This window comes from Pseudomonas sp. LLC-1, assembly GCF_002992185.1.
Lineage (GTDB): Bacteria > Pseudomonadota > Gammaproteobacteria > Pseudomonadales > Pseudomonadaceae > Aquipseudomonas > Aquipseudomonas monteilii.
This window is the reverse complement of sequence record NZ_LUVY01000005.1, coordinates 37592-49634: the sequence shown is the minus strand read 5'-3', so window position 1 is coordinate 49634 and position 12043 is coordinate 37592. Positions and strand designations below refer to the sequence as shown.

The following is a 12043-nucleotide window of genomic DNA, read 5'->3' as shown; positions in this document are numbered from 1 at the left end:
AGCGAACGGTAGACGGCACATCAACGCTGAAACCACGCAAGGAAGACCGGGTGCTCGCCTTCCACTACTCAGTGGTGACCTGGACACCTCAGCCCACTCCAAGGGGAAGCAATTCAACGTAGCTGGATTCCCCTCCACCCTGCGCCCCCGACAACCACCCCCAAACGAAATGCAGTGTAGTGCGCCCTGCTTCATCAACCCCTACCCTGCCACGTGACCAACCGGCGAGAATTTCACCGTCGTTAGTGATGCAGTGGTAAAGCAGCTCAATGGTATCGGGGCCAGTTACTCGGCCAACTTGATGGCCGGTACGAATCCGGCCGCCTTGGTAGGTACTGGTGATAGCAAACTCTTCGACCAGATAATGGAAAACCGTGCCGGTGCCCGAGAGGCCCTGGGAGTTGTTGGCGACAGCGAAACGACGATTGTGCAGCCGGTCTTTGACTTTGGCGTAAGCGCTTTCCATAGCAAGGTATCCTCGATGTTGAATGCCGAGACTAAAGCGCTTGCCATCGAGGCTGCAACGACAGGTAGGAGATTTTTCCGAATGCTTCGCGGTCAAAGGGTGAACCCTACCTGACAGGAATAAACCATCTGCCGACCTTTAGCAGAGGGCCAGCCGCAGTGCTGATTGACTGGCCCGTCATTCATCAGTGATCTGGTCTAACTCTCCAGATCCTGGCCGTTTCGCTCCATCACTTTCCCACACTGCTCACTGGCCAAACGGCTGATGATCCGAATTGCTTGATGGATGCCCGCCGTGTTGCGAAAGCTCAATCGCGGGTTGTGTTCGCATTCCAGCATTTCGTCATGCTGGACCAGAGCCTCGCCTAGCAGTTCGAGGGTCCAGGCGTAACTTTGGAGGGTGGATAGGCGTTCTTGGTCAGTCATGGTGGACCTCCGACTTCGTGGAGACGGCGTGGTCTTGGTCGAGGGTGAAGCCGCCGGGGACCGTCGAGGAACGACGGTGGAGAGCGAATGCGAGGATCCTGCTTGGACTTGAGATAAGCATGCATGAAACTCCAAGTTTTAGTTGGAGCTGCCACGATCCTTCCTACGGGATTGGGTGGCAGCTGTGTGCGGGGTAGGAATACCGGGAAACTTGGAAACCCGGCCAGGCCGAAGCCTGCCCACACACAGCCGCCATGACACAACACGGCAGGCACAAAAAAAGCGCCAGCTGTGGTGCAGGGGCGCCTAGTGCGTGCGCCAAGTTTACCAACGGGTTCCTACGCCCGGTCACGGTTTTTTCCGCGACGGGGAAATTTAGCCTCACATTTCTTGGTGGGGCAAGTGTTGAAGCTGTAGGAAACGTCACCGAATGATGTGTGAAAGTCGCCTAAAGGAATGGAAAGAGAGCAGATCCGTCATCAGTGCTCACTTTGTATATCAATCAATGATGCAGCGTCTGAAAGGAGTTAGGATGGCGGAGACAGACGGACGGTTGTTGGCCGTGAGGGCCTGGTTTTCGCGGGGCTGGAATTGGGTGGATTTTTTGATGTACCTCATAGGGTATCTATAAAAAAATCAGCTAGTTATGGCTTTCTGTGGAATCGAATCGGGAATTTCTGGGTTGTTTAGATTGGTACCCAGCGAGAATAGGTGCTGCATAACGCTTGGCCAGTGAGCTCTATCCACGATAGCCATGGGCACACTGACTGGGCCGAGCGAAATAAATGTAGTGCCCAGGCATGCAAAAAATCACGACTCAAGCGATGATGAAGCAAAAAGCCACCACCGTAGGGAAATAGCTTGTGGAAGCCTCTTCAACCATTCGCCACATGCTGGCCAACAAACGCATCGTCGTGCCAGCATATCAACGCGCTTATTCTTGGGATACGCCAGCTGAAGGTTCGACCCGCACCAGTCAGACACAGGTATTTCTATCCGATCTGGAGGCCTATCGCAATAGCAAATCCCGCAGCCCTTATTACTTTGGTCATTTCCTATTTGAGCAGACACAGGGAGAGTATCGGGTAATTGACGGCCAGCAGCGCCTGACTACGATCACGTTGTTCCTAGCTGCGTTGTTCGCATGCTTACAAGCCAAGCGCGCCCTCACCGAAGATGAGCAGGACTGCTACAAAGACATGATAAAGCGGGAAAATCAGATCCGCTTTAAGACGGTTGACTACGACAACCGGACCTTTGTCGATTATGTGATCAACCAGTCCAGAACCGTCGCCCCGGCTTCGCTAACCACATCTGCTCAGCGACTCATCAATGCGTTCAACTTCTTCAAAAAGAAGCTGGGTGCTCAGCCCGAAACCTACCTGACCGACATGCTGCGGACTGTGTCCCAGGCATCATGCAGTACGCACCCAGTGCGGGATGAAGCTGAAGCCATCCAGATGTTCATCTTCCAGAACAACCGCGGCAAGCGCCCATCCAATCTTGAGGTGGTAAAGGCGCAGTTCATGTATGCCATCCATCTTCATGGCGAAGACCAGCAAGCGAAGGACAGTCTGATCGAAGAAATCCAGAATCGCTTCGAAACCATCTACAAATCGATCTCGGCAATTGAATACCGCATCAATGAAGATGATGTGCTTCAGTACACATTGCGGGTCCATTTCAATTCCCTATGGGAAAGCGGCGCGCTGGACCGGATTGAGAAAAAGCTCGCAGCAGAGTCGCCTCTTCAGTTTGTAAAAGACTTCACCAGTTCACTGGCTATCAGTTTTGAGCATTTATCGGTATTCTTTGGTGATGACGAGCGAAGCAGCTTTCCGATCCACTCACTGGTGAGCTTAGGCGGAATCGCGATTATACTGCCATTTATTCTCAAGGCCTACCGCTTTGGTCTTTCCCTATCGGACAAGAACAAGCTTTGTGTTGCCTTTGAAAGCCTGATATTGCGACATCGCCTGATTGGCACCCGTGCGGATATCACATCCCGTATCAATGATACTTACGAAGCGTTTACCAGCGACAGACCGACGATAGAGCCTATTATTGAGAACATTGAGTATCTCAAAACTGTAGCCAGCGGGTGGTGGGCTTATTGGAACAATGAGAAACTGGCAGAGGCTCTAGAATGGGAGATCAGACACACCACCGCCAGGCACCTACTCTGGAAATATGAAGTACACCTAGAAAGGCAAGGTCAGCGCGGTTACGAACCACGACGTAATTACGACATCAAGCGCCCAGAGCTGGAGCACATCGCCCCGACCACCGAACCTACAGCTAGCCCTCATGGTTACGGCACCTACGACGAAACCTTCAAGAGCGAATACCTGAACTGCTTGGGCAATTACCTGCTGGTATCAAAATCTCACAACTGCGCAGTAGGAAACATACCATTCGCCGAAAAACTGAAGACCTACCAGCACAATTTCCAACAGCGGGAAATAACAAATTTTGTTAGCGCAGGTAACGTTTGGGACCAAGACGCAATCCAGGTTCGGCACGATACAATCGTCGCAGCACTGATGACTAATCTTTGAGTGAGCTGTACTCTGACTTGGTCTAAATTACTAGGACTAATGGCGCGCAGCCGACTAAGTGAAACATATACTCCACGACATGTGCAAAAGGGTGCGTAAAATGGGACATATTTATTTTTTACGCTTTCACTTCTCCCTGACAGAAAAACAAGTCCATCATCTTTTCGTCTTCCACCCCATCAAATTTCAAACAGACCACAACTGAGACCAAGTGAAAATGGCTGAACTGAAGAACCAACACTACGTACCAAAAGTTTTACTATCTCGATTCACGAACCCTGACAGAACAACCACCAACCTCTTCAATGTACACACAAATAAAATTCGAACATCAATCCCCTACAAACCACAATGCTCAATTGATTATTTTTACGGAAAAGATCTCGAGATAGAGAAAAGACTTGGCATCCTTGAAAATCGCGTCGGAAGCATTTTAAATGTAATCGAAGCAAGACCCGAAACTTCCATCAAGCCATACAGCGAAGAACACGTACTACTCACTATATTTTCTCTATACCAATACGTTCGCACTCTAAAAACATTAGAAACAGTGCAAAATGTTGTTTCCCTGGCGAGCGATGAAATAAAAAAACAGACTCGCCAAGATATAATGCCTAAGCTATTAGAAGCGGCCAACGGAAAAGCCACAAAGGAGCAGGTCGAAGAATTTTTCGACAGCATGACGCTCAGCTTAGAAAAACCACACTTTGCAATATTCAGCATTGCGGACAAAGAAATAGAACCAACCTTGCGCCTGAGAATGAAGATAATTCAAAACAAGACAACAAAACCATTCATAATTAGCGACAACCCGTTAGTCTACATGCACCAACAAGATACAGACTGCTTTTACAGAATGCTTTTACCATTAACACCGAAACTTGCGTTAGTTTTTTACGACAACAAAAAATATAAGATAGGAAAAAAACACAGCACCACACATGAACTACACAATGACAAAGATGTCTTCCACTTAAACTCACTTCAGTATATGAATAGCAAAACCAACCTATACTTTAATTCCAGCCTTAATCTAAAAGACCTTCAATCATACTCACGCACTTTCATAAATGACAGAATCAACAAGCCCATAACTCCAACATTACAACAAGGCAGTCCGTTCTTGAAAAGCAATAGGCCTAAATCTGGACACTCGTTTAGCTTTGTAAAAAAAATCTGAACCCCTTCGGACATTTGAAAACCCCAAAGGGAACGGATTTATTTATCAGCAGAAACTTCAAAAAATAAATCGATCCCCTTTTTGTGTCGTACCAAGAGGTGCTGACTCATGAGCAAAAAAGGGGACAGATTTATTTTTTGCCGTAGGTTCGAGTGAACAACACAACTTTGAGAACGACTCGAGCATCGCCTCTTGACGCCCGTTGACGCGGGGCAGGCGCAAGATTTATATTTTATCAGCGAGCGTCACAAAAATGAATCTGTCCCCCTTGACTCATTTCAGCCACTAATAATTGATCGTATTAAACACCTTGTTTATCTAGGAATGAAGACAGTTTCCCGCTATGTGCTAGCTTGTCGGCGCGCTGATACTCTTCAAAACTCTGGGCCGGCATTACAGTGTAGAGCAAGTCAGGATTGCCCCGTATAGAGCCTCTCTGCAAAGCCCCACCCTGGGGGGATTGCTTATCAATTTTTATGAAAATAAACATACCACCCACAAGGAGGCGGTAGCCGTTCACAAGTTCTTGCCGGTCTGGGGATGGCAGTCGGTAGGCGAAAACTCCATCGTCTGTGTCATGAGTTTTAAGGCGAAAAATAACAGCATCGACGCTTGATGGAATTGGCTCATCATGAAAAATGATACCTTCCAGTATTTTCTTGTAGGGGCCTAGATTAATTGCTCCATTATTTTTGGATGCAACGCTATACTTCCAAAGAATCCCAGCCGCAAATCGAAGGATGTCATCACCTGCAACCCCCTTCAAAGTGTACTCGCCGTAATTTGCATTCTTGGCATCTTGACGAATATTGCGAAATGCTTTGATTGCAATATTTTCAAAATTTCCGAGTTTGTTGTCACAATTCCCACACAGAATCTCGCGTTCAAACACCCCTGACTGAGTGTAAACATAACTATCAGGATTATTGGCAACAGCATGAGCTTTCCCCGCTTGCACCTCTTGAGCCATGGCTTTTGGTATAAGGTGAGATTTTATAGTTGGAGATATTCCGCAAATCAGGCAATTCATTACAGTTCCCGTTCGATGGGTATTGGACAGCAAATTTTTATTACTTTAATCTGTTAACACATGAATTGGACTAATAGTGACAAAAGAGAGAATGGATTTAACAGGCTTTGCCTAAAGATTTGTTGCCAGCACTGGCCCTAATCGACGAAATGCCTCCCCCAAAACCGCGCCATATCCTTCATTAAAACTGGCACTCTTAATTAATACGCTCGAGAATGCGGCACTATGACAGCCAGGGGAAGAAAGATACTCCTTCCCCTAAACGTTACTCACACTATGCTATACGACCGCCTGAGCAAGCCCAAGATATGATTCCATCCTTAATTTTTTCCCATTCATTCCGCACGTGACCTTGGCAGTCGGGAATGCGGAACGGCACTCCATTAAGTGAATTATTCAAGTAATCCGCCACTTTAATTAGCGTAGTATTTTTTAGTGGTGTGAATATTGAGCATTTGTCCTTTACACAAGGGGGGGGACATGGAAGCCCTGCGAAAGAAGGCCTATATATAGCCCAGTATTTATTTTTTTCGGAGACGCCTTCAAAGTCGATGCAAGTTTTACGAGCCTTAAGAGCGAGAAACTGCCAAAAGTCCAACTCAAAAAATTTTTCAATCTCAAGGTACCATGATTCAGTGCCCATAAGGTTCAGCGCAGACTTAATCATCAACGGGTGTATCAGATTCTCCGCTGAATAGCAGTTTAGTATTAGCGCATCAGCAGTAGCCTTAGGTGTTTTTAGCTCTGAATTGAATACTGGCGCCGCCGTATTCCCGCCTAAAGGGGCTTTTGGAAAGTCGACGTCGGCATCCACTATACAATAGACAAGATACTCCGTCAGCTTAAGCGCTTCATATTCCCTAGGAGTCTGACTTCCACCTCCACCAACTAACTCATACGCTAACATCAATCCCTTGGTGGAACGCTGTTGATCTATCAGAAGTTTAGCGAGTGCCGTGTAGAACTCACCATCGGTGCGATTTTCGACAAGCAACTTGGGCTTTGCAAACAACTCATCACCATTGATCATATCAATTGAGATGAAGATTTCCGTCTTGCCACCGACAGCATTCTTAGTAAGCATGCGGTCACCATGCACAACTCGAATGAAAACTCTACAAGCCTGAAATATCGGTAACTTCCCCCTAATTCTTCGGACCACAACAGACAAAGTCCTATGAGCACGAGGACTTAACCCCGGCAACTTCATTAACTGCTCAATGGTGCTTTTATCTGCAAAAATCAAATGGCGACCATTACGACGGGCCGAACACAAATTTTCTAGAAACTCGAGCAACTGAACCGGGCGCACCGTTATGTCTTCGAGCAAACTGGCATCGAGATAAAAAAGCATATGGACCTCAAGCGTCGAAAAAGCCATAAGGCCAATGCTCAAGGAAACCTTTTTCATCAAAGTGAGATTCAACTATGTCCGTAACACCGCTATCACTAGATTTCTCGAACACATAGATCCCAATATCAGAAGCAGGAATAACCCCATCTTCAACGGAGGCACCAAATTGATTAATGAACACCTCACTATGTGTTTCTATGACAAACTTTATATGCCTATGGCGATTAGCTACTGATGCGAACAATGATGCCAACTTCGATTGCATATGAGGATGCAAATGCAACTCAGGCTGCTCAATCACAAATATAAATGGAGTAGAATTTCTATTTGACTTTATGCACTGCCAAACCTGAGCCAAAATCGGTGCAACCTGAGAGAATCCAAAACCGGTATCCGCCATATTGGTCTTGCTACTCACAGCATCAGATATCAAGATTGAAACATGCCCCTCCGATGTTCTCGACTCTATTGAAAAACCTAAATGCTTAGTCGTCCAAGAAGAAAATTCAGCCGCTGCCTTAGCAGACAAGTCATTGAGAAACATTGCAAGGTTTGTTCCTTGCGGATCAATCTCATCAACAGACAGACCTTGAGTACGATAGTATCTTTCCGCAGAGGCCCTTAACGGCTTAGTATACCTAATCCGGGTTAGGCTTTCCGTTAGTTCATCCCTGACTGTTTCCCAAATAATCGGGAAATCTCGCCACATTATGTAGGTACGGACAAATGAGACAAAGTTTTTAGACATTTGCTGAGGCTCGATATCCAAATGCTCAGCTAACATACTCCGATTGAATAGTATACGTGTCGGCAACTCCCCTATCCTGCTCAACGACAAGGTTGCGGGCGATATAGAGTAGTGCTTTAGCAGAAGCCGGTAGACAGAAGTATTGACTGACTCGATATCCAATTTTTCAACAGGGTAAATGTCGGGCAACAATCCTGAGTGGCGATAAAAATACATAGCTTCTTGCGCAGCTAAAGTGAGATCAACACCATCAATAAAAAAACTTGCCCCAAACATCCCATGCACATCAAATGTCGCTACGCTAGGACCAGCCTTTAATTCGTACGAAGCTAATTTCTTTTCATCCTCCCAAATATTTGCAGTTACCTCGACACGTCGAAGCCGGCTGCTTAACCGTTGCTGGGATCTCTGTTTGCTTTGAAAATAGAGTAATTCTGGAGAAATATCTAAATTACGTTTCACAAACGTGAACGAAATAGGATCATTCTTATTCGCCGTTCTCGACCTCGCATCATGAAACGAGCCGAAATCGACGTCAGATCCAAACCAAATCACACCTGACTTAGATTTTAACTTAGCGCCTTGTTTCAACAAAGGAAAGGTTCGAGCAAAAGTACTTTTACCCGAACTATTACGCCCAAGAAGGACATTTATTTTCTTCAATTCAATATAACCAGTGTCACTCAACGTACGAAGATTATTTATTCTAATTTCGTCCATGATCGCTCTCGGATTGTCAAGATACCAGCATCATATCAAATGGCCACAACGCTGTGAAGCACATCACCCAATCGATATTCCAAGCGAAAGCATCCTAAACAGTTGCAACAACTAGAAATTGTGTACTCCTATGGAAAAAGCATCTGATGAAATTAAAATTTACCAATTGAACACAACCAAAAAAATCGCGAAAAATACTTAATCGATTAATGATTGCTACTTAACACAAAGAACACCAAACGAAAAATAACATGATGATGATGCTAATTTTTCGATCTAACACTGACCAATTATGGCCACCCATTCACAACCCATAATCGATCCTTAATCGTCTATACAACCTTTGCAAACCCTGTGGAATGGGGTACGGGAACGCCCCACTATACGAATACCTGCCATCGACCATAGTGCGCCTTGACCGTGCCGTAGTGGCCGTCGCCGAACGGTCATTCAACGCCTACGGCCCTGCGTAGCTCAATTGCCTGCCGTAGCCGAAATGACGGCCATCGCGCCTACCCACCAGTACCATGTCGGTGACCTCATCGTCCGTTCTCCAATCCTCGACCCACGTCATCCCGCCAAGAATGCTGAGTGTTATCAGGGATCAAGGCCCCTGCGACCTGTGGGGATGTCCTCTAACGCGGGACTGGCGGCTCCTTACGTCCGGGAGCAAGGGCATCTCATGATCTGGCCTCCTGAACACCGTTACCGGTGGGCGGGTGGAGGCTGCATTGGCTGACGAGACCAGTGCCTGAAGATCCTGAGCCAGGTGCAAGCAGCACTGCGATGACCGGGGCATGCCTGACTGTCACTCAGGTGCAGTCCATTCCTTGGTCTGCGGCACCATCATCTACAGCGCTGTTGCTGGTGACATCGGCGTTTGTCACGCCGATTGTCACGAGGGGGAGTGCCGCAAAGCCATATGCGATGAGGGCTGCAGCAATATTAGAAGCGCCCGTCTCTTTCCACAGAAAGAGACGGGCGCAGGTTGGCGCAATAGTCGGCCAAGCGTATAGGTTGCTGCAGGGCAGCACAGTACCGTGTAGCTGGCGCACTAGGGCCATATGTGTAAGAGCATCCATCACTGGGGGGTGACCGGGCGAGCTGCCGGATGCGAATCGCCCTTGGGGAGAACCACCGCGGGAGCGGCGTGACCTTTAAGATTCGGGCCACCTGGGGTGCTGTCATCGACAGCGCTTGCACGGCCAGTTCTACGCCTGTGGATAAACCCGGTCAAGGGTCGAAATTCAGCGCTAGTTGGGACGTGAAAGGCGGTTATCCACCGGTGGAATTCCGTGGTAAACCCCGGACAACTTCGTGGCTTTTAGCTTTTCAAAGTGAGGTCCATTCAAACAGGGCGGCTTTGCAGCCCTGTTTGAATGGACCCGCGTGAAAGAGCAGCCAGCGCCGATCTTGCAGGCTCACCCGCGATTGAATGCGCCATGGCCATTTGGCAAGGCGGTGACGTTATCGCCTACCGGATGGGCAAACTCATGCGGAGTGACATGGCCCGATCTGTTGGCATCGATGTAGTTACTCCACCACGCCATGATCAACCGACGCTGCTCCAGAAATTGGGCCTTGTGGATGTACGCAGCGCGCACGCGGTTACGCTCCTGATGGCTCATCTGCCGCTCAATCGCCGCGTCCGTCCACAGCCCCGATTCGAGCAAGGCGCTACAGGCCATGGTCCTGAAACCATGCCCGCACACGTCCTTGGTGGTGTCGTAGCCCATATTGCGCAGCACCTGGTTAACCGTATTCTCCGACAAGGGTTTCCAGTACCTGTGGTCACCGGGCAACACCAGTTCAGAGAACCGATTCAAGCTGCGCAGCCGTTCAAGGATCTCGATGACTTGAGGCGACAGCGGCACTATCTGAATGTCACCACTCATCTTGGTCCCACGCGTGGAATAGCGGACGCCTTCAATCGGCTTGCGGGTATCGGGGATTTCCCACATCGCTCGTTGCAGATCAAATTCATCCCACCGTGCAAAGCGTAGTTCGCTGGAGCGCACGAACACATGCAGCGTCAGCAGCACTGCGAGCCGGGTTAGCTCGCGACCGGTGTAGTTGTCGATTCGGCTCAACAATTCAGGAAGGCGGTTCAGCGAGAGTGCTGGACGGTGCACAGTACGGGGCGCTTGAATCGAGCCGGCCAGATCGAGCGCCGGATTTTGAGTGATCTGCCTCGCCCGCTTCGCACCCCGCATGATCGTGGATAGATAGTTCTGCACACGCAGGGCTACATCCATGGTGCCGCGATCCTTGATCCGCTGGGTGACCTCAAGCAGATCGTGGGTGTCGAGTTCAGCGATAGGCCGCTGGCCAATCAGTGGGAACACATGGGTGCGCAACCTGCTCAGCACCGTCTTGGCGTGACCCTCGGTCCAGCGCCGGGACATTTCGACGTGCCACTCCAGGGCAACGGTTTCAAAGAGAAGGCTCGCCCGCTGGGCTGCGATCTTGGCCTTCTGCTTTTCTTCCATCGGATCAAGGTTGTCGAGCAACAGTGCCTTGGCCTCATCACGCTTGGTCCGTGCGACAGCCAACGAAACGATGGGGTACTTGCCGATAATCAGCGTGCCTTCCTTGCCATTGGGTTTGAAATACCGCAGCCGCCAAGTCTTCGAGCCACTGGGTGCGACGTACAGGTACATGCCCCCGCCGTCGAACAGTTTGTAGGCCCGATCACGCGGTTTGGCCGTGCGGCATTTGAGGTCGCTGAGCGGAATGGCTAGGCGTGGCATAGGGGTACGTTCTCCATTCAGGAAAGACGCTGTACCCCAAAAATACCCCCGGTTATTGGGGATTTTGTTGGTTCCCGACGGAGGGTCGTGGAAATGAAAAACCGGCCAGAAGGCCGGTTTAGAGGGTTTCCAAAGCATTCAGCGGAATGCAGTGGAGCTGGATGTGGTGCCGGAGACAGGAATCGAACCTGCGACCTTCGCGTTACGAGTGCGCTGCTCTACCGACTGAGCTACACCGGCGTGTAGCGCAACGTACCACTGCTCACACCCGCAACGCAAACGCCTGTTTCCGCTAGTTTAATCCCCTACCCTCAAGCCCCCTTGCAACCCTTGGGCGCGAGGTCTTCCTCGATGTCGGTAGTGCATGCCCACCCACTGGCCGAGCGCGTCAGGGTCAGTGCCTTACCCACCACATTGGCCGGCGCATCCACCAGCGTGCAAGCAATCTTCCCGCTGCCATCCGCCGCCTTGCCTTCGGCGGTGATCGCACAATGCGCCGTCGCCGGCTGGCCACCCAGCTCGGCCACGCCCCCCACGTCTTTCCCGTCATTCAGGCGCAGGTCCATCGCCGTCTTCAGCGCGCTGATTTCCAGCAACCCGGCCGCCGCCTTGGAGCGTGCCTGGTGGTTGGTGTACATCGGTAAGGCGATGGTCGCCAGAATGCCGATGATCGCGACAACGATCATCAGTTCGATCAGGGTGATACCGCGTTGCCCTTTCATGAACGTAGTTCCTTTTTCATTCGCTTACACGTTGAGGTCGGTTGCGCCCCAACCGGCAGCGGCGCAGTAGGCCTGAACAGACACCTTTTG

Annotated in this window: 9 protein-coding genes, 1 tRNA gene and 1 pseudogene; 2 read left to right on the top strand and 9 right to left on the bottom strand. The window is 49.5% G+C overall.

Annotation, left to right across the window (positions count from 1 at the left end; translation table 11 throughout):
* Window positions 1–88: 88 nt before the first annotated feature.
* Both A0O30_RS03290 and A0O30_RS03285 read right to left on the bottom strand, forming a co-directional pair.
* Entirely contained in the window at window positions 89–466 is a 378-nt protein-coding gene (locus A0O30_RS03290) for a hypothetical protein (protein ID WP_105945564.1), read from the bottom strand.
* A 197-nt stretch (window positions 467–663) separates the two neighbouring features.
* The gene (locus A0O30_RS03285) at window positions 664–891 is read right to left on the bottom strand and encodes a hypothetical protein (protein ID WP_105945563.1); all 228 of its coding nucleotides are present in this window, start codon (window positions 889–891) and stop codon (window positions 664–666) included.
* An 863-nt stretch (window positions 892–1754) separates the two neighbouring features.
* Here A0O30_RS03285 and A0O30_RS03280 point away from each other — a divergent pair.
* Window positions 1755–3449: a DUF262 domain-containing protein gene (locus tag A0O30_RS03280; RefSeq protein WP_256589590.1), complete on the top strand. Its 1695-nt coding sequence runs from the start codon at window positions 1755–1757 to the stop codon at window positions 3447–3449.
* A 217-nt stretch (window positions 3450–3666) separates the two neighbouring features.
* On the top strand, window positions 3667–4629 hold the full coding sequence (locus A0O30_RS03275) for a DUF4238 domain-containing protein (RefSeq protein WP_105945561.1): 963 nt from the start codon (window positions 3667–3669) through the stop codon (window positions 4627–4629).
* A 301-nt stretch (window positions 4630–4930) separates the two neighbouring features.
* On the opposite strand, the gene A0O30_RS27635 is transcribed toward A0O30_RS03275, so the two are convergent.
* The 7 genes and pseudogenes from A0O30_RS27635 to A0O30_RS03235 form a co-directional block, all read right to left on the bottom strand.
* Window positions 4931–5659, bottom strand: a complete 729-nt coding sequence (locus A0O30_RS27635; protein ID WP_146256295.1) for a hypothetical protein — start codon at window positions 5657–5659, stop codon at window positions 4931–4933.
* Between the two features lie 274 nt (window positions 5660–5933).
* A complete protein-coding gene (locus tag A0O30_RS03265; RefSeq protein ID WP_146256294.1) occupies window positions 5934–7070 on the bottom strand; it encodes a hypothetical protein in 1137 nt (378 codons plus the stop codon).
* Entirely contained in the window at window positions 7021–8481 is a 1461-nt protein-coding gene (locus tag A0O30_RS03260; RefSeq protein WP_105945558.1) for a DUF3696 domain-containing protein, read from the bottom strand. The genes A0O30_RS03265 and A0O30_RS03260 overlap by 50 nt, the downstream gene beginning before the upstream one ends.
* Before the next feature lie 383 nt (window positions 8482–8864).
* Window positions 8865–9010 (bottom strand): annotated as a pseudogene (locus A0O30_RS03255) (integrase); the annotation flags it as partial.
* 892 nt (window positions 9011–9902) lie between these two features.
* Complete coding sequence (locus tag A0O30_RS03245) at window positions 9903–11231, bottom strand: integrase arm-type DNA-binding domain-containing protein (RefSeq protein WP_105945557.1); 1329 nt, start codon at window positions 11229–11231, stop codon at window positions 9903–9905.
* A 164-nt stretch (window positions 11232–11395) separates the two neighbouring features.
* Window positions 11396–11471 (bottom strand) — tRNA-Thr (locus A0O30_RS03240).
* A gap of 71 nt (window positions 11472–11542) precedes the next feature.
* A complete protein-coding gene (locus A0O30_RS03235) occupies window positions 11543–11953 on the bottom strand; it encodes a pilin (RefSeq protein WP_105945556.1) in 411 nt (136 codons plus the stop codon).
* Between the last annotated feature and the right edge of the window lie 90 nt (window positions 11954–12043).